At 53.5% G+C, this 21,610-nt stretch carries 21 protein-coding genes, 1 tRNA gene and 2 pseudogenes; 9 read left to right on the top strand and 15 right to left on the bottom strand.

Annotation, left to right across the window (positions count from 1 at the left end):
• Positions 1 to 79 precede the first annotated feature (79 nt).
• Both J9880_RS10595 and mug read right to left on the bottom strand, forming a co-directional pair.
• Positions 80 to 571, bottom strand: a complete 492-nt coding sequence (locus J9880_RS10595; RefSeq protein WP_095923572.1) for a hypothetical protein — start codon at positions 569 to 571, stop codon at positions 80 to 82.
• A gap of 277 nt (positions 572 to 848) precedes the next feature.
• Positions 849 to 1,352 carry a G/U mismatch-specific DNA glycosylase gene (gene mug, locus J9880_RS10590; RefSeq protein WP_095923573.1) on the bottom strand — a complete coding sequence of 168 codons (504 nt, stop codon included), beginning with the start codon at positions 1,350 to 1,352 and terminating at the stop codon, positions 849 to 851.
• A gap of 143 nt (positions 1,353 to 1,495) precedes the next feature.
• On the opposite strand from mug, the gene J9880_RS10585 reads away from it, so the two are divergent.
• Positions 1,496 to 1,572 (top strand) — tRNA-Ile (locus tag J9880_RS10585).
• Positions 1,573 to 1,652: 80 nt separating this feature from the next.
• On the opposite strand, the gene J9880_RS10580 is transcribed toward J9880_RS10585, so the two are convergent.
• Genes J9880_RS10580 through tssD form a run of 3 tightly spaced genes read right to left on the bottom strand, consistent with a single transcriptional unit; the run spans position 1,653 to position 3,036 of the window.
• Positions 1,653 to 2,165 (bottom strand): hypothetical protein, encoded by a 513-nt coding sequence (locus J9880_RS10580; protein WP_232770425.1) that lies wholly within the window; start codon positions 2,163 to 2,165, stop codon positions 1,653 to 1,655.
• A gap of 11 nt (positions 2,166 to 2,176) precedes the next feature.
• Positions 2,177 to 2,533 carry a tlde1 domain-containing protein gene (locus tag J9880_RS10575; RefSeq protein WP_232770424.1) on the bottom strand — a complete coding sequence of 119 codons (357 nt, stop codon included), beginning with the start codon at positions 2,531 to 2,533 and terminating at the stop codon, positions 2,177 to 2,179.
• Positions 2,530 to 3,036 (bottom strand): type VI secretion system tube protein TssD, encoded by a 507-nt coding sequence (gene tssD / locus J9880_RS10570; protein ID WP_232770423.1) that lies wholly within the window; start codon positions 3,034 to 3,036, stop codon positions 2,530 to 2,532. Before tssD ends, J9880_RS10575 begins: the two co-directional genes overlap by 4 nt.
• A 339-nt stretch (positions 3,037 to 3,375) precedes the next feature.
• On the opposite strand from tssD, the pseudogene J9880_RS10565 reads away from it, so the two are divergent.
• Together J9880_RS10565 and J9880_RS10560 are read left to right on the top strand one after the other, a co-directional pair.
• Positions 3,376 to 3,758: pseudogene (locus tag J9880_RS10565) on the top strand (tyrosine-type recombinase/integrase); the annotation flags it as partial.
• Positions 3,755 to 4,549 (top strand): HNH endonuclease signature motif containing protein, encoded by a 795-nt coding sequence (locus tag J9880_RS10560; RefSeq protein ID WP_232770422.1) that lies wholly within the window; start codon positions 3,755 to 3,757, stop codon positions 4,547 to 4,549. The pseudogene J9880_RS10565 and the gene J9880_RS10560, both read left to right, overlap by 4 nt.
• A gap of 296 nt (positions 4,550 to 4,845) precedes the next feature.
• On the opposite strand, the gene J9880_RS10555 is transcribed toward J9880_RS10560, so the two are convergent.
• Positions 4,846 to 5,145 (bottom strand): hypothetical protein, encoded by a 300-nt coding sequence (locus tag J9880_RS10555; RefSeq protein ID WP_119823464.1) that lies wholly within the window; start codon positions 5,143 to 5,145, stop codon positions 4,846 to 4,848.
• A gap of 305 nt (positions 5,146 to 5,450) precedes the next feature.
• Here J9880_RS10555 and fepB point away from each other — a divergent pair, with 305 nt between their 5' ends.
• Genes fepB through J9880_RS10535 form a run of 4 tightly spaced genes read left to right on the top strand, consistent with a single transcriptional unit; the run spans position 5,451 to position 9,245 of the window.
• The gene (gene fepB / locus J9880_RS10550; RefSeq protein WP_095923576.1) at positions 5,451 to 6,419 is read left to right on the top strand and encodes a Fe2+-enterobactin ABC transporter substrate-binding protein; all 969 of its coding nucleotides are present in this window, start codon (positions 5,451 to 5,453) and stop codon (positions 6,417 to 6,419) included.
• Complete coding sequence (gene fepD / locus J9880_RS10545) at positions 6,419 to 7,420, top strand: Fe(3+)-siderophore ABC transporter permease (protein ID WP_232770421.1); 1,002 nt, start codon at positions 6,419 to 6,421, stop codon at positions 7,418 to 7,420. The genes fepB and fepD overlap by 1 nt, the downstream gene beginning before the upstream one ends.
• Before the next feature lie 2 nt (positions 7,421 to 7,422).
• Entirely contained in the window at positions 7,423 to 8,451 is a 1,029-nt protein-coding gene (fepG, locus tag J9880_RS10540; protein WP_131693284.1) for an iron-enterobactin ABC transporter permease, read from the top strand.
• Positions 8,448 to 9,245: an ATP-binding cassette domain-containing protein gene (locus tag J9880_RS10535; protein ID WP_095923579.1), complete on the top strand. Its 798-nt coding sequence runs from the start codon at positions 8,448 to 8,450 to the stop codon at positions 9,243 to 9,245. The genes fepG and J9880_RS10535 overlap by 4 nt, the downstream gene beginning before the upstream one ends.
• On the opposite strand, the gene fes is transcribed toward J9880_RS10535, so the two are convergent.
• Positions 9,219 to 10,559 (bottom strand): enterochelin esterase, encoded by a 1,341-nt coding sequence (fes, locus tag J9880_RS10530; RefSeq protein ID WP_232770462.1) that lies wholly within the window; start codon positions 10,557 to 10,559, stop codon positions 9,219 to 9,221. The genes J9880_RS10535 and fes overlap by 27 nt on opposite strands.
• A gap of 231 nt (positions 10,560 to 10,790) precedes the next feature.
• On the opposite strand from fes, the gene J9880_RS10525 reads away from it, so the two are divergent.
• Complete coding sequence (locus J9880_RS10525) at positions 10,791 to 13,061, top strand: TonB-dependent siderophore receptor (RefSeq protein ID WP_095925221.1); 2,271 nt, start codon at positions 10,791 to 10,793, stop codon at positions 13,059 to 13,061.
• A 67-nt stretch (positions 13,062 to 13,128) separates the two neighbouring features.
• Here the strand turns inward: J9880_RS10525 and gdhA are convergent, their stop codons facing one another.
• The 5 genes and pseudogenes from gdhA to J9880_RS10500 all read right to left on the bottom strand — a co-directional run.
• On the bottom strand, positions 13,129 to 14,472 hold the full coding sequence (gene gdhA / locus J9880_RS10520; RefSeq protein ID WP_095923598.1) for an NADP-specific glutamate dehydrogenase: 1,344 nt from the start codon (positions 14,470 to 14,472) through the stop codon (positions 13,129 to 13,131).
• A 113-nt stretch (positions 14,473 to 14,585) separates the two neighbouring features.
• The gene (locus J9880_RS10515) at positions 14,586 to 15,071 is read right to left on the bottom strand and encodes a methylated-DNA--[protein]-cysteine S-methyltransferase (protein WP_095923599.1); all 486 of its coding nucleotides are present in this window, start codon (positions 15,069 to 15,071) and stop codon (positions 14,586 to 14,588) included.
• A 96-nt stretch (positions 15,072 to 15,167) separates the two neighbouring features.
• On the bottom strand, positions 15,168 to 15,605 hold the full coding sequence (locus J9880_RS10510; RefSeq protein ID WP_119823325.1) for a DUF2000 domain-containing protein: 438 nt from the start codon (positions 15,603 to 15,605) through the stop codon (positions 15,168 to 15,170).
• A gap of 51 nt (positions 15,606 to 15,656) precedes the next feature.
• Positions 15,657 to 16,496, bottom strand: coding sequence for an AraC family transcriptional regulator (locus J9880_RS10505; protein WP_133823331.1), 840 nt, complete (start codon positions 16,494 to 16,496; stop codon positions 15,657 to 15,659).
• A gap of 197 nt (positions 16,497 to 16,693) precedes the next feature.
• Positions 16,694 to 16,891: pseudogene (locus tag J9880_RS10500) on the bottom strand (AraC family ligand binding domain-containing protein); the annotation flags it as partial.
• 533 nt (positions 16,892 to 17,424) lie between these two features.
• Here J9880_RS10500 and J9880_RS10495 point away from each other — a divergent pair.
• Positions 17,425 to 17,682, top strand: coding sequence for a helix-turn-helix domain-containing protein (locus tag J9880_RS10495; protein ID WP_119823331.1), 258 nt, complete (start codon positions 17,425 to 17,427; stop codon positions 17,680 to 17,682).
• 183 nt (positions 17,683 to 17,865) lie between these two features.
• On the opposite strand, the gene malM is transcribed toward J9880_RS10495, so the two are convergent.
• From malM to malK, 3 genes are all read right to left on the bottom strand, one after another.
• A complete protein-coding gene (malM, locus tag J9880_RS10490) occupies positions 17,866 to 18,762 on the bottom strand; it encodes a maltose operon protein MalM (protein ID WP_095923603.1) in 897 nt (298 codons plus the stop codon).
• Positions 18,763 to 18,992: 230 nt separating this feature from the next.
• The gene (locus J9880_RS10485) at positions 18,993 to 20,291 is read right to left on the bottom strand and encodes a maltoporin (RefSeq protein ID WP_162928584.1); all 1,299 of its coding nucleotides are present in this window, start codon (positions 20,289 to 20,291) and stop codon (positions 18,993 to 18,995) included.
• 26 nt (positions 20,292 to 20,317) lie between these two features.
• Positions 20,318 to 21,427 (bottom strand): maltose/maltodextrin ABC transporter ATP-binding protein MalK, encoded by a 1,110-nt coding sequence (gene malK / locus J9880_RS10480; protein WP_095923605.1) that lies wholly within the window; start codon positions 21,425 to 21,427, stop codon positions 20,318 to 20,320.
• Positions 21,428 to 21,610: the final 183 nt, after the last annotated feature.

The following is a 21,610-nucleotide window of genomic DNA, read 5'->3' as shown; positions in this document are numbered from 1 at the left end:
ATATTTACCTTTTATATTTAAATGAATGAGAAAATAATTGTGTGTAGTCTTTGCCTTCTCTTAACTTCCTCTACCTCCTTTACAGACACGCGTTGCGTGATTTAATAAGCCGGATACTTCTCATCGTGATACCAAAAGTTTGTGTGAGTAGCTTTGCCGGAATATCTTCTTTCATCGCCACTTGCATTGCTGCGCGGCGAATGGCGATAAACACACCCCAGTTGGATGGCGTATCCAGATATCCTGAAGAATCAATTTTTTTATAAATCCTGTTATATTTATTTTGTGGAATATTAATCCCGTAAATCTGATAAAACTTCTCTGCCTCTTTGGGCATGTATATTTTTCGCCCTCCGTGGAGATGAATAAAATGAAATAATCCGGAGAACCCTCCGTGTTCAGCAAACTCTGATGCGATCCAGGGCATCACCGACATAATGCTGACACGGTTTTTTTCACAAAAGCTGATTAACCTTGTTTCTCTTTCCGAATGCCGGAGCGGTAGCCCTGAAAATAATTCGAACCATTCCTCCAGATTCTCCTGCCTTTCTTCTGTTTCAACATTAGCCATATCTCCTGCTCCTGAAGAATCACATTGCCCGACTGCTCTGCTGCTCACCCCGAATGAAGTGATGGAATAAGTTTTAGCTCAGTTGGAGGCATTCACACGGGGGAAGCATTCCTCTTACATTAAATATACAAATGTATGGGTGGGGATTTCAGGGGCTGAGGAGCGAATTTAAAAGTGGAATGAATTGACTCACCCCATAAAAGCAAAACGATCCTTTGAAAAGGATCGCTTTGTGAGGATTTTATATCTAAACCAACATCAGGACGACATAGCGGGATTATGAATCGCGTTGTAATGATAAGCATAGCTCACGGTATGCCGATACCAGCTCATCCAGTGTCGCCCGGTTCAGTCCGCTGGTATTCGGCAGCACCCAGACCTCAGTGCGACCCATTTTCAGCGGCTGACGGCCCCAGCTCACTTTGCTGATACCAAAAGCCTGGCTGAATGCCTGCTTACCTAAAATGGCTAACGCCCGTGGCTGATGGCGCAGGATCTTCTCTTTTAACACTTCGCCGCCTTCGCGCAATTCATCGCGCATTAACTCACTGGCTGCCACCGTCGGACGCGCCACCAGCGCAGTGATACCGCAACCAAAATCCTTTAACTGCTGCCACTGTTCCGGCATTAACTGACGTCCGGTAAATCCAGCCTGATGGATAACCTTCCAGAAACGGTTGCTGCCATTGGCAAAAGGATAGCCCTTGTGGGCTGACGAAAGACCGGGATTGATGCCGCAGAACACAACTAAAAGATCGTCGGCAATAATATCTGTAATCATTATTCTATCCTGAGATGTATTTACCGGACTTATCGGTAAAAAAATGCTGCGAACACAACAGACTACAACTGTGCACAAAACGCGCATACAAACCGAACACATATAGACCTGTAAGCCGGGTTTACCGTATAATCCCGCACCTCGGCCCTTTAGCTCAGTTGGTTAGAGCACGCGACTCATAATCGCTTGGTCGCTGGTTCAAGTCCAGCAAGGGCCACCAAATTTTAGCTTGAAATTCAAACGATTAAGCCACTTCGCAAGAAGTGGCTTTTTTGTTGGTCAGTCAGCGACAGAATGGGATCAATATTCGCCTTCACCCCATTCAATTTTGCCCTGACTATCATTCTTTTTTATCGACTGCATGGAGGCATCCAGAATAGCCAGACACTTTGTACCCGTTACCCCTACTTTTACCAGAGCCGTGCGTGTGCGCTTGTAATAGCGATAAATCGAATCGCGGGTAGGCTCGATGAACGGCATCGAGCAAACCACCTCTGAACCAGTAAGATGCGAATACACACGGTCATTCAACACACTAAGAACCGCTACAGGTGCTTTGGATAATCCCAGCGCCAGCATTGGTGCTAAATCCTCAGCTCTTCCCGCATCCGTTCCCGGTGTCACCTCAGGTATCAGCTTTATCCATTCCGGCTTACCGTCTTTCACTGCGTCGTAAAAACGATCCCAATCACTATTGCTCATTGTGTGAAGAGTAGCGTCAGCACCTGCTTTAACAATGGATGAGTGAAGTGATTCCGGTGTGAGTGGTGATGCCAATATGCCAAAGGCTAAAAACGCCAGTGGGATAATCATCAGATAGCACCTCAACGCACCACCTCTAATTGATTATCAACAGACCGTGCCACCATCCTGCGAGTTTGATTACTCATGATGATGCAACCCGCTGAAGCAAAGCCAGCTGGCTTATTTACCCGTTCCCCGTGTATACGGAAACTATCACGGCCATGCGTGGTTCCCTGAGGTTCCAGATTTATCGTGAATGGCCCTTTATGATCTGTATAGCCATTGATTCGATAAGTTCCCCTTGGAATCGGCCCCATCCCCTTAACATGTTCACGATCCGGGTTATTTTTATTGGTAAAAACACCGGAATAACCGCTCTCAATTAACTCTCCATCTTTATAGAGATTTCCCGTACTCTGATGGTATGTCCACGTCATTTATGTTGCTCCTTAACAGTGGCGCGCTCGTTCCATGCGTCTGAATGAGAAATATTGCCATCAAGATAGCGCCACGTAATTTTTTCATAACGCAGCTCAATGGCTTCCAAATGGTTACGCGCTTCACCGTATGCAGATTTAATGTCATACATCAGCGGCATTACACTCACCACCTTCACCGCTTCAAGGGTGGCGGTAAAATAAAGTTCTTCCTGCCCGGAATCATTAATTCGGTAATATCTGAACTCTGCGGAATCTAGTGTCTGACCGGTGCATATAGCTTTGTACAAATAGGGGGAAGAAGAATCGATTTCTTTATCAAACCCAAATGAGCTATGGATCCTCTTACCTGCTATTTTTCCTGTATTATTATCTGTGGGTAGCGAAACACTATGATTAATCGCCAACACCTCTATACTGCACTCGCGTCCTGTGACATCTACTGAACCTTTTATATCTGCGCCGCCATCGTCCTTAAGCCATAAGTAAACGGGGATAGCCATCTTTAACACCTCCTGTGGTTTATTTCATATCCGTAAAGATAATACGCTTGAAAAACATCACTCTTGTGCCGACTTGATCAAAAAAAGCTAATTTTCAGAAAATTATTACTTTCACTATTCAGAACCCCTCCATTAGCGCTGAGCTTGTGAAAAAAATCATGGTAACGAATAAAAAATAAGTTTTTCAAACAGCATTTATATATCTTTTTGCTTTAACAGTTCATTTAACATGAAAAAATAATTTCGCAGAGTTACGTGACATGGAATAACCAGACTGCCACCGAATAACAAGAGCATTTGGTCTTTTGCTTAACTAACTTCAACTCAGGCATATAGAAATTAAATGAAATTCAGGGCGCAAAATATAAAATCACCCCATAAAGACTAAAAGCCGAACTATTCCCATAAGTGAAGAGATTTACAACCCACTTCCATAAGTGAAAAAAGGCATGTTCTTCAAAGGTTGCTCTGGAGCCCTCCGTACCGAACTTGAATGAACTAACATTGAATTACCCGCTGGGCAGCTAAAACACGTTCTGCACCATACTTTTGCATCTCACTTTATGATGAATGGTGGTAACACCCTAGTTTTAAAACGTGTACTAGGTCACACTGATATTAAAATGACTATGCGTTATTCGCATTTTGCACCTGATCATTTAGAAGACGCGGTAAAATTGAATCCCCTATCGTCTGCATTTAATACAAGGGCAACTGTATGAAAGAATCTAGACCTGATATCCCGGCACATATAAAAAGGGAAGTAAGACGGCAATGTGGTTTTGGATGTGCAATATGTGGAATGCCTTTTTTTGAATATGACCACATTGAAGAATATGCCGGGGTAAAAGAGCACACGGCAGATAATTTAATTCTGCTTTGCCCTAACCATCACTCTTCCAAAACCACAAAAAAACTCTCTAAAGAGCGAATTAGAGAGGCAAAATTGCATCCTTTCAATAAAGGGAAAGCCCGTACAACTGTCTACAAAATCGAACCTGCAAAACAACTAACAATTCTACTCGGTAGCAACTTATTGTCCGGTTGGAACCCAAACATAAATGTTGATTATGATCTCATATGGATAAATGGTAAAAGTTTTTTCACTATACACAGTGAAAATGGATGGCTTTCAGTGTCTATAGTAATCACAGATGATGTAGGAAATACTCTTCTTTATATCGAAAGAGGGGAACTCATTGTTTACACAGCAGCATGGGATTATGTGTATGAAGGAAATAACATAAAAATTAGAACGTCACTTAGAAAAATAATTCTCGATTTCAATTTATCTGATAGAAAAGTTGAAGTTTTAAAGGGAATGTTTCTTGACAATAATTTGGATGGCCTGGTTGTCGAGAGCGAAAACATGTTCAATATCATTGACGGAATTAGGGTAGCCGTAAATGCGCGTAATGCGAGTTACGGGATGAGTGGATGGGGGCTCCTTAACTCAAGGAAGCACCCACTACTACAACCTCCTAAGTCATTCGCATATTTTTATGTTTATTGAAAACCCTTAACATCCAGAAACTTTGACACCATGATTATGGCGATAAAGTGGCGATAGAGGTGGCCTAAAATGGGTAAACAATGGCAAACACTGGCAATCTATGTCAATGATAAATAAAGTAAACCATTGATTCTCGGTTGTTTAGATAGGAACTAATAATCGCTTGGTGGCTGGTTCAAGTCCAGCAAGGGCCACCAAAATTCAAGGATTTAGATAAGTGATTATCTGAGTCCTTTTTTTATTCGCGATATGCCTGATATAGAGGTATTACCCCCATCGTGAATCAATTCCCCTCTTCAACTTGCATGACTTCCCCGCCATTCCTGAACCATATCTTTTGTCACTTCATCTTTATAGCAAATCGGGGCGTAGCCACCGGCCCGACTCCATGCGCTGCGTCTTCCACAACTGCTGCCATTTCGGGCTGAGTTGAAAGGACAGGCGCAGTTGCCCGAATAGGAATCAATAGACTCCTGAATGATGAGTTGCTTAACAGCGTCATCAGAGAGTTTTCCGCTTTTTGCAGCAGACGGAAAAGTAAATAAAGAGAGGATCAATGCCAGAAGACAGACGGAGGATCTTGCCGCGGTAAACATAGGTATTTGTCTCGCCAATGAAAAATTAAGTATCATTGTTTCATTAGCCGCATCGATTGATATGGATTAAAAATCAGTCAGTTTCTCCAGCTTTCATTTTACCCCCTCTGCAAATGCCTGACCCCGTCGATCATCGCTTCGCACCAGGCGGCATAGTCCGCCACCTTCAATTACAGTTTCTGATCCCGCAAAACGTTGCCCGGCCAGTGTCCGGGCAACGTTTTGCCGTCCCTCTGCGATTGACCTTACCCCCGCCAGATATAATAATGATAACCATTAACATTAAAAATTCAGGAATGGATCCAATGACAAGGGCCGGTTTTCGTCGTTTTTCAGGGACAGTGGCACTGCTTTTATCACTGATGTTCACCACGCAGGTTTTCGCAGATGGCTGGCCGCGTACGATCATGACCCCGAAGGGCAGCATCACGTTACAACAACCGCCTCAGCGTATTGTCTCAACCAGCGTGACCGTCACAGGGACATTGCTGGCGATTCATGCGCCGGTCATCGCCAGCGGAGCCACCGCGCCAAATAATCATGTTTCCGACGCGCAGGGCTTTTTCCGCCAGTGGGGGGATATTGCGAAACAGCGCGGCGTGCAGCGGCTCTATATCGGTGAACCCAATGCCGAAGCCATTGCCGGTGAGGCACCGGATCTCATTATTATCGCGGCCACCGGCGGCGATTCAGCCCTGAAACTCTATGATCAGCTGTCGGCCATTGCGCCGGTCATGGTGGTCAATTACGACGATAAAAGCTGGCAGGAACTCGCCACCGAATTAGGTCAGGCGACAGGTAAAGAAGCCGATGCCGCCAGCGTCATTGCACAGTTTTCACAACGTGAAGCGCAGGTGAAAAAGGCCATAACGCTGCCGCCGCAGCCGGTCTCCGCGCTGGTATACGGATCTGATGGTAAAAGTGCCAATCTCTGGACGCCGGTTTCGCCACAAGGTCAGCTCCTCCAGCAACTGGGGTTTACCCTTGCGCCGGTTCCGCTGAATCTTGCCGCCAGCTACAGTCAGGGTAAACGCCATGACATCATCCAGCTTGCCGGTGAAAAAATGCCGGATGCAATGAACGGCCAGACGCTGCTGTTATTCTCCGCGAATCAGGCCGATGCACAGCGTCTGCTGACCAATCCCTTTCTGGCGACGTTACCCGCCGTGCAGGCGGGGCGGGTGTATGCGATGGGCGATGACACCTTCCGGCTCGATTATTACAGCGCCAGCAATATGCTGAATCAGCTTGAAAAATTGTTCGTTACGCACTGATGCCCCGCTCAATAAAAAATCTTACGACGCTGTGTTTTGCGCTGTTGCTGCTCTGCCTGATGATCGCGCTGAGTCTGGTGCTGGGTGAAAAATCACTGCCGCTCAGCACCGTCATCTCCGCGCTGCACGGTCAGTGTACGGGCGCGGATTGCATGATCGTCACGGATGCCCGTGTACCGCGCACGCTGGCCGGTTTACTGGCCGGCATGGCGCTCGGACTATCGGGCGCGCTGATGCAGATCCTCACCCGCAATCCGCTGGCCGATCCCGGCATTCTCGGCGTCAACGCCGGTGCCGCCTTCGCGGTGGTTATCGGGATAGCCTTCTTTGGCGCAACAGATGTCAGCCATTATCTGTGGTTCGCTTTTGCCGGTGCCCTGCTGGCGACATTACTGGTCGCCATGATCGGGGCGCTGGGGCGCGGAAAACTGGATCCGGTACGCCTGACCCTCGCGGGCGTCGCGCTCGGCGCGGTGCTGGAAGGCATGTCTTCAGGGATTTCCCTGCTCAACCCGACCGTCTACGACCAGTTGCGATTCTGGCAGGCCGGCTCGCTGGATATCCGTAACATCGCGGTGATTAACACCGTCACGCCGCCGGTGATTTTTGCTGTTGTTCTGAGCTTACTGATGACCCGCGCGCTGAATAATCTGTCGATGGGCAGCGAACTGGCGACGGCGCTGGGTACCAAAATCGCCACCACGCAGTTGCTGGGATTACTGGCGATTACCCTATTGTGCAGCAGTGCGACGGCCGCCGTGGGGCCGATCGCCTTTGTCGGCCTGATGGTGCCGCACATAGCGCGCTGGATCTGTCGCGCGGATCCACGCTGGATGCTGCTGTGGACGCTGGTGTTAACGCCGACATTGCTGCTGGCGGCGGATATCGCCGGACGTTTTCTGGTGACCGGCGAATTACGGGTTTCCGTGGTGGTGGCCTTTATCGGCGCGCCGGTGCTTATTTTCCTTGTACGCCGTCCCGGCGGATTACGCAGAGGTTAATCATGAGCCAGATCCTGACAACACCTCGCCCGCTGAAAAAACCTGTGCTGTTGTCGCGCCCGTTTCTGACCGCCTGCGGGCTGGTGTTGTGCCTGATTTTACTGGCGATTTACGCGCTGGGGAGCGGCACACTCGCGCTGACCCCGTCGCAGGTAATCTCTGCCCTGCTCGGCGACGGGCCGAAAAACCTGAGCATTATTGTCACCCAATGGCGTCTGCCACGCGTGGTGATGGCGATGGTGCTCGGTGCCGCGCTCGGTGTCAGCGGCGCGATTTTCCAGTCGCTGCTGCGCAATCCGCTGGGCAGCCCGGACGTTATCGGTTTTAACACCGGCGCGTATACCGGTGTTCTGCTGGTCATCGTGTTGTTTAACGGCGGCGCAGGCGAAACCGTGTCCGGCGCGATGGCGGGTGGCGTACTGACCGCGCTGGTGGTTTACGCGCTGGCATGGCGTCAGGGCGTCGAAACCTTCCGCCTGATTATTGTCGGTATCGGCGTACGCGCGTTGCTGATTGCAGCCAATACCTGGCTGATTATTCACGCCTCGCTGGAGTCGGCACTGACGGCTGGCTTGTGGAATGCCGGTTCGCTTAACGGCATCACATGGGAGAAAAGCCTGCCGGTGGCGGGGATGATCGTCGCCGCCTGCATTCTGGCGCGTTGCTTATCCGCGCCGATGCGGCTGCTGGAAATGGGCGATGATGCCGCCTGTGCGCTGGGCGTTCCGGTTGAGCGTTCCCGCCTGCTGCTGATGCTGGCGGGCGTGGCGCTGACCGCCGCTGCCACCGCGCTGGCCGGGCCGATCTCCTTTATTGCGCTGGTCTCACCGCAGATTTCACGCCGCCTGTGCGCCAGCCAGCAACATGCGTTGTTCTTCGCCGCACTGACCGGCGCCCTGCTGTTGCTGGCCGCCGATGTCACCGCACAACGGCTGTTCCTGCCCTATCAGTTACCTGTGGGCGTGCTGACCGTCAGTCTCGGCGGCATTTATCTGATTGGGTTGCTCATCCGGGAGTCACGACGCTCATGAATACTGAACACGCTTCACCGTTGTACGCGGAAGATCTGACGCTGGGCTACGATAAAAAAATCGTCGCCCGCGACCTCTCTGTGTCCATTCCGCAGGGCAAGCTGACGGTGATTATCGGGCCGAATGCCTGCGGAAAATCCACGCTATTACGCACGCTCAGCCGCCTGATGCAGCCGCAATCCGGCGCGGTATTTCTCGACGGTAAGCTGATTGGCGATTACGGCACCCGGGACGTGGCGAAACGCCTCGGCCTGCTGCCGCAAAGCTCAACGGCACCGGGCGATATCAGCGTGGCGGATCTGGTGGCTCGCGGGCGTTACCCGCATCAGAGCCTGTTCCGCCGCTGGACGGCACAGGATACGCTGGCGGTCAGCGAGGCCATGCGCGCCACCGGCGTCGCTGAACTGGCGGAAAGCACCGTTAACTCGCTTTCCGGCGGCCAGCGCCAGCGGGTGTGGATCGCCATGGTGCTGGCACAACAAACGCCGCTGCTGCTGCTGGATGAGCCGACGACCTGGCTGGATATTGCTCATCAGATTGATTTGATGGAACTGATGTGTCGTCTGAATCAGGAAAATGGCCGCACGCTGGTGGTGGTGTTACACGACCTGAATCAGGCGTGCCGTTACGCCGGGCACCTGATTGCAATGCGCGATGGCAAAATACTGGCGGAGGGCGCACCGGCGGATATCGTCACACCGGCGCTGATCGAACAGGTTTTCGGGCTGCGCTGCGCCATTATCGACTGCCCGGTTTCGCATACGCCGTTAATCATCCCGCTGGGTAACGGCTGAAACTCCGGCGCCCGATGGCGCTTCATTCCACAGACATTGAAGGCCATCGAGTAAACCGCCGCGCCAGCTGAGCGCGTCGTGACCGGCATCCACCACCCGATAACGCACGCTGTTTCCGGTGCGGCCCAGCAGCTCATCCATCTGGTTATTCACCTGATAAATCAGCCGCTCATTGCTGCCCGCTTCCATGAAAATCTTCAGATGGCTGGCCGCGCCCAGCCCGTTGCTCACCTCACGCAATAACAGATCGGCGTCGTCAGGATATTCCCCCTGCTGCGCTTTATTGCGTCGCGGCCACCAGAAAGAGCCGGACTGACTGAGCACGCAACCGAACCGCTGCGGCCAGTGTAAACCGGCATACAGCGACGAAAGCCCGCCGAAACTCTGCCCTGCCACCACCGTTTTGTCCGCGCTGTCACTGTGCGGCGCGAGCGCGGCCACGGCGGGCAATAATTCCTCCTGTATCGCCTGCCAGAAATTCGCATTACAGGTCAGTTCGCGACTGCGGGTTTGCGTATCAATCACGTCGATCAGCACGTAGACCGCCTGCGGCAGGCTGCCTTCCTGCGTCAGTTGCATCAGCGGCTGCCAGACCGGCATCTGCTGCGCCCAGAACTGGCCGTCGAGAAGTAATGCCAGCGGGCGCGACGCCAGATCCTGACTGTCACCGGTGGTGTAAATCCAGACCTTGCGCCGGTTTCCCAGACGCGCGCTGTTCCACTGATAGATTTGCAGTTTTGCCGGTGCCTGCGGCGGTTGAGCGCCGTGCAGATCGAACTCGCGCCAGGCCGGTTGCGGCATGGCGTCGGGCATATGCAAAGGCGACAGCGCGTGAGATTTTGCTCCCGGCCACGGATGATTCAGATTGAGCGGATCGTGGATCGCATGGGCGAACATATCCTTCCACCAGTCGCGTGCCGCCAGCATAGCGGTATACGCATCAGGATCCTGCGGGAACTCGCCCCCCGTTTCCGTCCGTGGGATCAGGCTGTAGCTGCCGCGCCAGCCGGAACGCAATGCGATATGCAGGAACCAGACGTCTGTGCCCGCCAGCCGTTGCAAACTCTGCGGCGGCTTCGGCTGATGATGATCGGTGATGCCGTTGATGTTGATCCACACACGCTGGAAATCCGATGTCGCCTCACTGCCTTGCGGATCCCGCCAGAAGAACGTCACGTTGCACAGGCCATCGACCGGCCGTTCGATCCACGGCGATCCCTGCGTGTTAATTTCATTCCACCACGCCGCGCTGCCCGCATCACCGGCGGATAACAGGGTCTGTGCGGTCGGTTTTTCCGCAGACGAGGATTTCATCATTTTTTCGCTTTGCCGCCTTTTACATCGTGAAGAACAGACACTCCCTGTCGGAGCCTTTACACAATCCCAACAAATAAGGAATGGGAATCGTATTGATAATTATTTTCAATTGCAATAGTGTGTAACCGCCCGTAAAACGGGACGATAAAAATACACATACAACAGGCCATCCTCCTGTTCATTAAGACGATATTGCAGGAAAGGATGGATTTCAGGGCAGAATCCAATATGAAAAGCAGGCTACCACACTATTCTCTGGCAACCTTAATCGGGCTGGGATCGGCGCTCACTTTACCCGCCAGCGCAGCTGAAACTTCCGCAACCGGCACAGCAGAAGCCAGCCAGACCACCGAAGACGCCACGAAAGACACCGGCGATACGCTGGTAATCACCGCCGCACAACAAAACCTTCAGGCTCCCGGTGTATCGACCATCACTTCCGACGAAATCCAGAAACGCCCTCCGGCACGCGACATCAACGAACTGATCCGCACCATGCCCGGCGTCAACCTGACCGGCAACTCCACCAGCGGCCAGCGCGGTAATAACCGCCAGATCGACATCCGTGGCATGGGCCCGGAAAACACCCTGGTGTTGATCGACGGTAAACCGGTCAACAGCCGCAACTCGGTGCGTCAGGGCTGGCGTGGCGAGCGCGATACCCGTGGCGACACCAGCTGGGTTCCGCCGGATATGATCGAGCGCATCGAAGTGATCCGTGGCCCGGCAGCCGCCCGTTACGGCAACGGCGCTGCAGGTGGCGTGGTGAACATCATCACCAAAAAAGACACGCAGGAGTGGCACGGTTCCTGGAATACCTACCTGAACGCACCGCAGCATAAAGACGAAGGCTCGACCAAACGTACCGACTTCAGCCTCTCCGGCCCGCTCAACGATCAGTTCAGTTTCCGTCTGTTCGGTGGCTACAGCAAAACGCAGGCCGACGCGCAGTACATCAACGACGGTCATCAGTCCGAACGCACCGGCACCTATGCCGACACCGTGCCGGCAGGCCGTGAAGGTGTGATCGATAAAAACATCGATGCCCTGCTGCACTGGGATTTCGCCCGAATGCAGTCACTGGAATTTGAAGTGTCCAACAGCCGTCAGGGCAACCTGTATGCGGGCGACACGCAAAACACCAACACCAGTGCGCTGGTGAAAAGCATGTACGGCAAGGAAACCAACCGCATTTACCGCCAGTCTTACTCGGTGACCTACAAAGGCGCGTGGGATAACGGCGTGACCACCAACAACTATGTGCAGTATGAGAAAACCCGTAACTCGCGCATGGATGAAGGGCTGGCGGGCGGTACCGAAGGCATCTTCTCAGACGAAGACTTCAACACCATCGCGCTGGGCGATATTCTCGCGCACAGCGAAGTCAGCGTACCGTTCGAACTCGGCGTGCCGCAAACCGCCACATTCGGTACCGAATGGAACCAGCAGAAGATGAAAGATCCGTCTTCTAATACGCAGGCCATGCTCGGCGGCGCGATTGACGGTATCGACAGCACCGACCGCAGCCCGTATTCGCAGGCGGAGATTTTCTCGCTGTTTGCTGAAGACAACATTGAGCTGACCGACAGCACCATGCTGGTGCCGGGACTGCGTTTCGATCACCACTCCATTGTCGGCAATAACTGGAGTCCGTCCCTCAACCTGTCGCAGGAACTGGGTGACGATTTCACCCTGAAAATGGGCATCGCCCGCGCCTATAAAGCGCCGAGCCTGTATCAGACCAACCCGAACTACGTGCTGTACAGTAAAGGTCAGGGTTGTGCGGCCAGCGGCGGCGGCTGCTATCTGGTGGGGAATAAAGATCTGGATGCCGAAACCAGCATCAACAAGGAGATCGGGCTGGAATTCCACCGTAACGGTTATCAGGCGGGCGTGACCTATTTCCGCAACGATTACCGTAACAAAATCGAATCCGGCTACCTGCCGGCCGGCACTTCTTCCACCGGCACCACCGACGTGTATAAATGGGAAAACGTGCCGAAAGCCGTGGTACAGGGCCTGGAAGGCACGCTCAACATTCCGGTCAGCAGCACCGTTTCCTGGAATAACAACGGCACCTACATGATTGAAAGTAAAAACAAAGAGACCGGCGATTACCTGTCGATCATCCCTGAATTTACCATCAACTCAACGCTGAGCTGGCAGGCAACGGAAGATCTCTCCCTGCAATCCACCCTGACCTGGTATGGCCGTCAGAAGCCGAAGAAATACAACTACAAGGGTGAAGCCGTTACCGGCAGCGAGAAGAATGAAGTCAGCCCGTATTCCGTGGTCGGCATGAGCGGCACCTACACCGCGACCAAAAATGTCAGCGTCACGGCGGGTATCGATAACGTCTTCGACAAACGCCAGTTCCGTGCAGGTAACGCCCAGACTGTGGGTAACGCCACCACCGGCGCCTATATGTATGGCGCAGGCGCAGCCACCTACAACGAACCGGGCCGCACGTTCTACATGAGCCTGAATACGCACTTCTGAGTATGCTGATCGCATAAAAAAGCCACCTGCAAAGGTGGCTTTGTTGTTTCTGAAACCTGAATCCGGATTACAACACGCCCTGCGCCAGCATGGCATCGGCGACTTTCACGAAACCGGCGATATTGGCCCCGCGCACATACTGGGTCTGTTTGCCTTCACCCCCGAACTCCACGCAGGAATGGTGGATATCCAGCATGATGTGACGCAGACGCGCATCCACTTCGTCGGCTTTCCAGCTCAGACGTGCAGCGTTCTGCGCCATCTCCAGGCCGGACGTGGCCACGCCACCGGCATTCGCCGCTTTACCCGGCGCGAACAACACGCCTGCGTCGGTAAACAGATCGGTTGCTTCAATCGTGGTCGGCATGTTTGCGCCTTCCGCCACCGCTTTCACACCGTTGGCGATCAGCACGCGTGCCGCAGAGGCATCCAGTTCATTTTGTGTCGCACAGGGCAGCGCGATATCAACCGGCACGTTCCACGGCTGCTGGCCTTCGAGATAGGTCAGGCCGAGTTTTTGGGCATAATCGGCTACGCGGCCATCGCGGCTGGCTTTGATTTCGGTCAGCAGCGCCAGTTTTTCTGTCGTAAAACCGGCTTCATCCACCACGGTGCCATTGGAATCTGAGGCAGTAATGACCCGTGCGCCCAGTGACATGGCTTTTTCAATCGCGTATTGCGCGACGTTACCGGATCCGGAAACCGCCACGCGCATGCCTTCGAAATCCAGACCATGACGTTTCAGCATCGATTCAGTGAAATAGATCAGGCCGTAACCGGTGGCTTCCGGGCGGATCAGGCTGCCGCCGAACGACAGCCCTTTGCCGGTGAATACGCTGGCGGTGTTGTTGGAGAGCTTTTTCATCATCCCCGCCATATAGCCGACTTCACGCCCGCCGACACCGATATCGCCCGCAGGCACATCGGTATCCGGCCCGAGATGGCGATAAAGTTCCAGCATCAGCGCCTGACAGAAACGCATGATCTCGCCTTCGCTTTTGCCCTTCGGATTGAAATCACTGCCGCCCTTCCCGCCGCCCATCGGCAACGTGGTCAGCGCATTTTTGAAGGTTTGTTCGAAACCGAGGAATTTAAGAATCGATAAATTGACCGACGGATGGAAACGCATCCCGCCTTTATACGGGCCGATGGCCGAGCTGAACTGCACGCGCCAGCCACGGTTCACCTGCACCTGATTTTTGTCATCCACCCACGCGATGCGGAACTGAATGACACGCTCCGGCTCCACCAGACGCTCGAGTAACGCAGAACGGCGGTATTGCGGATGTTGTTCGAGGAAAGGCCATAGCGTGGTCATAACTTCACGTACGGCCTGAGAGAATTCGACCTGATGCGGGTCGCGTTGTTGCACTGAGGATAAGAACTGTTCGAGGGATTGAATCTGATCCATTAAGGTAAAACTCCGTCTGTAAGTGATGTTGTCTTTTTTATTTACTGCTTATTTTTTGACTATGCATCGACTGACAAGCGGACATCAAGAAATTTATTTCCTCAATAAAGACCCTACGATTTGCGACCTTCCAGCTTCAGCAGCAATGCCTTGTTATCCAGCCCCCCGGCAAAGCCGGTTAACTTACCGGAAGCGCCAATCACACGGTGACACGGTGCGACAATGGAAATCGGGTTACGGCCATTGGCGGCACCGACTGCGCGAACGGCTTTCGGGCGGCCGATCCGGCGGGCGATATCGCTATAACTGCGCGTTTCACCAAAAGGAATTTCCAGCAACGCCGCCCAGACTTCCTTCTGGAATGCGGTGCCGGTGAAATCGAGTTCCAGTTCAAAACAGGTACGTTCGCCCGCAAAATATTCGTTCAGCTGTTGCTCGGTTTTCAGCAGGATTGGAAACGCCGGGTCTTCAAGCATCTCGCCTAACGGCACACGACCGTCGATTTCACATTCCCACAAAATCGCCGTCAGTTTGTCGCCTTTCGCTGCCAGTGTCAGCAGCCCCACCGGTGATGCCATGCGCTTGAATCTGTATTCCATCAGTCCCTTCCTCTGCGAGTTTTACGCTCCACACTTTACCGGAAAGGCAGGAACCGACGAAAATTATTTCAGGCTTATCGGGTTAAATGACAGTCATCAGCCCAGCAATCCCAGCTTACCGGTCAGTTTGCGCACCACTTTCTTTTTGCCCGCCAGCGCGATGCCCAGCAGTTGCAGATTGTCCGTCGGCACAACCGACACGGCCTCGCGAAAAGCGGCGTAATCGGTGGTTTGCTGGCCTTCGACCGGGAAAATAATGCCGTCCATTTCCTCATCATTAAGCAGGTGCTGATGAAGTTGCGTGAGTTGTTCGCTGTCGGCAACCAGAACGCTGATACCAATCGGGATCAGCCCCGGATGGGCGCGGTTATCGGCATCAATCAGCGGCTCGCCCACCAGTGCGGGATGGCGCTGTCCGAGCGTCAGCGCCAGTACGGCGGCGGCATTGGCGGCATGTCCTGCGGCAAGTTGCTGATTGATCACAATCACGCAGCGTTCAGGGGATGAGGGAAGAAGGGTTGCAGGGGTATTCATGATGACAGGCTCCGGTTCAGTTGAAATCTGAGCTTAACCCGTCACTTTTTCTTAATCTGGAAGATTTGTGCACAGACGCCGGTAATGCGCTGGCGTGAGCTGATACGCACGGCGGAACCAGCGCCCGAGATGGCTCTGATCGGCAAACCCTAAATCGGCGGCCACGGCAGCCGGCGTACGCCCGAGCGCCAGCCCTTCGCGGGCGCGGGTCAGTTTCAGCTGAATAAGATAGGCGTGCGGCGGCAATCCGAATTCGGCTTTAAACGCACGGCTGACCACAAAACGGCTTTCACCGGTTGCCGCCGCCAGTTGTTCGAGGCCGACGTCTTCATGCAGATGCGCATGCAGATATTCCCGCGCCTGATGCGCCACCCGCGACCAGGGCGCATCCCCCAGAAGCCGCGGCGGTTGCCAGGTGAGATGCCCGCCCAGCGCACTGAGCAAGCCGTCGAGCGCAGTCTGGCGCACAATGCGCAGCTCTTTACCGTGCAGCGCCTGAAACGCCCGCGAGGTCGCCTGCGCCAGTTGCGGATCCTGCGCTAAGGTATTTTCGAAACTCGGGTCACCGGCAGAAGACAGCGAATCGCGCCGCGCCGCCAGTTCACGGCTCAGCCACTGCGGATCGAGATACAGCATGTGATAGGTAAAACCGCCAGGCTGCACGGCATCGCCGTCATGAATTTCACCCGGCTCGAGCATAAAGACTTTGCCCGGCAAACTCTGGTGCTTCTGGCGGCGGCAACTGAACTGCTGCAAACCGTACTGGGTAACGCCGACCAGATAGCTGTCATGCCAGTGAGGATCGTACGCATGGCCTTCGAAATGGGCGTGGATCGTTTCGATCCCGCTGTCTTTATCTTTCGATAAGTCGACCCAGTTTGCAGACGCCATACATCCCCCGCTGAATGAATTAACAACAGGGTAACAAATAGGCGGAGTGAATAAAACTCGGGCGGCTCCCTCCCCTGCGAAGGGGAGGGCTGGGGTGGGGTATTAAGGTCAGATCGCAATGCGTAAACATCGACTATTTTATGGTTTGCTAAACCCCCTCCCTGCCTCCCCCTTCGCAGGGGGAGGAGCTAAAAACCGACTACAAAGACTTTGCCCGGCAAACTCTGGTGCTTCTGGCGGCGGCAACTGAACTGCTGCAAACCGTACTGGGTAACGCCGACCAGATAGCTGTCATGCCAGTGAGGATCGTACGCATGGCCTTCGAAATGGGCGTGGATCATTTCGATCCCGCTGTCTTTATCTTTCGATAAGTCGACCCAGTTTGCAGACGCCATACATCCCCCGTTGAATGAATTAACAACAGGGTAACAAATAGGCGGAGTGAATAAAACTCGGGCGGCTCCCTCACCTGCGAAGGGGAGAGAGATACACTGCAACTCACTGCAACAACTAAAATTTCTCTGGAAAGCAACTCCCAATACGCCACTTAGCTGGTTGGTTTAAGACGCCTATTTACGCTATAGTCGCGCCGCTGCGGAAAAATCCGTGGCCGGGATTTGCACCCCGGAAACTATAAGGGCGCACTTGATGATATGCATTGAGTGTCAATGCTTGTGCACACCTATTGTTTGCGCAGTATAAATACTGTACTCACAATATCAATGGTGGCTCAGGCAGGGCTGACTTCGGTCAGGCCGGTGTCCTTGTAGGCCGGTAGTGCAAACCCTGTCTGAGCTATCACCATGAGATTTGCACCTCCGGTGATAGTCGTCACGACTACAAGGAGATGTATCAATGAAACTGCCACACAACCCTACTTTCCTGCCCTATCTCGTTCCTGTTCAGTCTTTATCAGGAGCATTCAATTATGACTAGTCACGACTGGCATCCGGCCGACATTATTGCTGCATTGCGCAAGAAGGGCACCACGCTGGCAGCCGTCTCACGTGCGGCTGGCCTGAGTTCATCGACGCTTTCGAATGCCCTTTCCCGCCCATGGCCAAAAGGCGAAATGCTGATTGCTCAGGCCATTGGTGTACAACCTTCGCTTATCTGGCCGAGCCGGTATTTTGATCAGGAAACGATGACGTTTATTGAGCGAAAAATCAGGGTACGGGGAAAATAAAACTCGGGCGGCTCCCTCCCCTGCGAAGGGGAGGGCTGGGGTGGGGTATTAAGGTCAAAATCAAGAAGTTAAAGTGTGATTTAACAAGGTGTTAGTCATTAAAACCCCCTCCCTGCCTCCCCCTTCGCAGGGGGAGGAGCTAAAAACCGTCTGCTTTATCTCCTGCACTTGCAGGGTAGGAAGTTAGTGCTTCACGCTTTCGATAAAGGTTTTACGGGCGGTTTTGGAACCCAGACGTTCGGCTTCGTCCAGCAGTTTCAGGGCCTTATCGACGTCCCCTGCTTTCACTGCTTTCTTAATCGCGTCATTGAAGTAGGTTTCTGAATCGCTGAGCATTGGCTCGCTCGGTTTTGCCGGTGCTGCGGCAGGCGCAGGCGCTTGTGTGCTGCCGACGACGACCGGTGCAGCGGCGGCTGGTGCGGAAGACGGGAAGATCTGACCAATCATCACGTTACCGGTTTTCTGCTCGGCTGTGACTTTCAGGCTCAGCGTGCCGGTCGGGGTATGACGGGCAATCGGATCCGGGATATCCGGTACGGCGTTACCCACGCCCGCAGCGAAAGCTTTCGCCGGGTTGACCATCTGCGTGGTTTCTGCCAGATCCTGACGGGTGGTGTACACCAGCAGATAAATTTGTTTCTGACCCAGTGCCGGTGTCAGTTTCAGTGTGCCTTCCAGACGGTCGCTCGAGACGATGCCCGGTTTCTGATACGGGAAATAGCTGGAAGGGTAAAACGCAGCCGGACGCATCTGCTCATCCAGCACCAGAACATTTGGCGCATACACGGTTTTACCGGTCGCGATACTGGTCAGTGTAATTTCAAGCGAACCCCGGTCGGCTGGCAACGCGAAAGCCCCGACGGCGCCCTGAATCTCACCCTGATTGATTTCAACACTGGACGTCCCCAGCGTCACATCCTGCGTCACTGGCGGAACCAGCGGCGTCCATGAAAGGTTGCGTAAGGTCTGGCTGGAAATAGCCGGTGCCGTATTCGCATCATTTTGCGCAGCATTCACCACCGCAGGGGCAGCAGCCAACAGGCTCAGCGACAGACACAGTGACAGCAGATTCTTTTTCATTATTGTTTCCTTTGAAATCACCATGAAGGCTGGCGGTCATCAGCGATAATCCGCCAGCCAGCACATCTTCTTTACTGCGTTTTTTTAAAGCTTACATTGCCATTTTTCCAAACTCTTTCGGGTTGCCGGAAGGCGGCAAGCGTCCAAGTCCCCGGGAGCGTAGACAACTACGTGACCGGGGCGAGGACGCGCAGCCAACGCATCGGCAGCGCGAAGGAGGAAGGAAAAAATTACCACCAGATTTCCATCTGGGCGCCGAAGGTTACTTCATCGTCATTACCACGGCTGAAGGTACGGGTGCTGGTGTCATTCATTGCTAAGCCATTGCTTGCGCCGCTGTCAGTGTCGTAGCCCCATTTCTCATCCCAGTTCGCATAGGTTGCGAACACACGGATGGCCGGACGTGACCAGATGCTGTCGCCCGCCTGCCATTGTTGCGCCAGGGTGACTTTGTACTGTCCGTTTTTGTCGCCGGTACGCTGGGATTTCACGTTGTCGTAACCGACTTCCAGCAAGGTGCTCATGATCGGGGTCCATTTGTACATCGGACGGACACCGACGGTGTACCAGGTGGTGCCATTGTTGTTATCGCGGTCAACGTCCTGATACATCGCCACGTACATCAGGCTCCAGGTGTCGTTGAAGTCGATCGCACCGTGGTCGAGCACACGAACCATGCTGCCGTTGTTGTTGATGGCTGCACCGTTGGAGTGGCCGTTCGCCGCGCCCTGACCCGGATCGGTCATGGAATCAGACGCGTATTGCAGTACGAATTTGTTGTAGCCGTTATAGATGCTTTGCGTATGTTCTGCGGTGACCAGGAAACCGTCTTTGGTCGCGTCGTCAGCCAGTGTGTAACCGTCACGCGCATTGGCACGACCGTAATCCACACCTAACTCCAGCACGCCGCCCGGGTTCGTTTGCAGACCTGCCAGACGCACGTCGAACACGTCATTGGAGGTTGGCACTTCGTCACGCTGATCGGCGATGTAACCGTATGAACCGCCACTTTCGGTGTTACGGGTTGCCGCCAGAGACAGCTTACCGAAGCCCAGATCGATATCTTCCAGACCGGCACCAGGACCTGAAATATCCCAGTAGTAGAAGTCGATCATGTGAACGTCATGACGTTGGTAGAAACGCTTACCGGCCCAGATGGTGGAACCCGGCAGCCATTCGATCAGGTTTTTACCCTTCACGTTTGCTTCGCGGAAAGCCGGATCGGTTGACTCCCAGTCGTTCTGTTGTGAGACGGAATACGCCACGTTGGTGTCGAAGTAGAAGCTCTTATCCCCTTCTTTCCACACTTCCTGACCCAGTTTCAACTCTGCATAGGTCTCACATTCGTTACCGAGACGGTATTTGCTGTCTGCGCCCGTTGCTTTGAAACATTGCTGTTCGCCGCCGCTGCCGGTCCAGCCAATACCCGAACGGGCATAACCTGTGAAATCCACCGCCATTGCTTGTGTAGAAAGGATGCCAGCAGCCACTGCCAGCGCCAGGGAAGAACTACGCATTGTGATCATCATTTTCTCCTGTAGGGGATCGCGTGCTTTCAAACACCAGGTTCGGGGTGTAACCGGCGACATGCGGTTCCGTCTTCACGGAACAGATGGCAGCGGTGTGGCGGCAAACCGATGGCGAATGTTGCACCTTCTTCTACCAGCACCACGTCGTTCTGGCGGTACACCAGGTTCTGACGAATTGCCGGAATTTGGATGTGGATCTGTGTTTCGTTACCCAGTTGCTCGACGACCTGCACTTCACCGGACAGCGTCACTTCCGCGACGTCGCTGGGCAGAAGGTGTTCAGGGCGAATACCCAGTGACAGGTTGCTGCCGACTTTCACGTCAGTACCTTCCACCGGCAGCCAGACTTGCTGGCGGTTTGGCAACTCGACCTGCACACGCGCAGGTTCAGCACCGGTGACTTTCACCGGCAGGAAATTCATTTTTGGTGAGCCGATAAACCCGGCGACAAAACGGTTGGCAGGATAGTGATACAGCTCGAGCGGCTTCCCGACCTGGGCGATATGTCCGGCATCGAGCACCACGATTTTATCGGCCAGCGTCATCGCTTCGACCTGATCGTGGGTCACGTAAATCATGGTGCGTTTCAGGCGCTTATGCAGGCGTGAAATCTCAATGCGCATCTGCACACGCAGCGCGGCATCTAAGTTAGAAAGCGGTTCATCGAGCAGGAACACCGTCGGTTCGGCCACCAGCGTACGGCCAATCGCCACGCGCTGACGTTGTCCGCCGGACAGGGCTTTCGGGCGTCGGTCGAGCAGGTGCGCCAGTTGCAGCACTTCGGAAACCTGATTGACCCGCTGGCTGATTTCAGCTTTTTTCGCCCCGGCCAGCTTCAGGCCAAACGACATGTTTTCTGCGACAGAAAGATGCGGATACAGCGCATAAGACTGGAACACCATGCCGATGCCGCGATCAGCCGGTGGCACTTCGTTCATGCGTTTATCACCAATCTTCAGTTCGCCGGAAGTGATGTCTTCCAGACCGGCAATCATGCGCAGCAGGGTTGATTTACCGCAGCCGGACGGACCGACAAACACCACAAACTCGCCTTCTTCTATTTCCAGATTGATGTCGCTGGAAATCACCGTATCGCCAAAGGCTTTGTACACGCTGTTAAGGGAAACGCTCGCCATCCTGAACTCCTGTACTTGCTGCCAGCGAGAAAACTCAATGCAACGAAGAGTGAAGGAATAGCCGCTAAGCGTAATCATCCGTAACAAAGTTTTTCATGGGGGAGGAGCAGGGAGGATGACGGATTCGCGCAACCGGATGAAAGTTCACAGCAAAAATCAAATTCGTGATCTGAATGGCAAAAA

Origin of the sequence: Rahnella victoriana, from assembly GCF_021276285.1 — a bacterium.
Classification (GTDB): Bacteria; Pseudomonadota; Gammaproteobacteria; order Enterobacterales; family Enterobacteriaceae; genus Rahnella; species Rahnella victoriana.
This window is presented reverse-complemented; position numbering and strand designations above follow the sequence as displayed.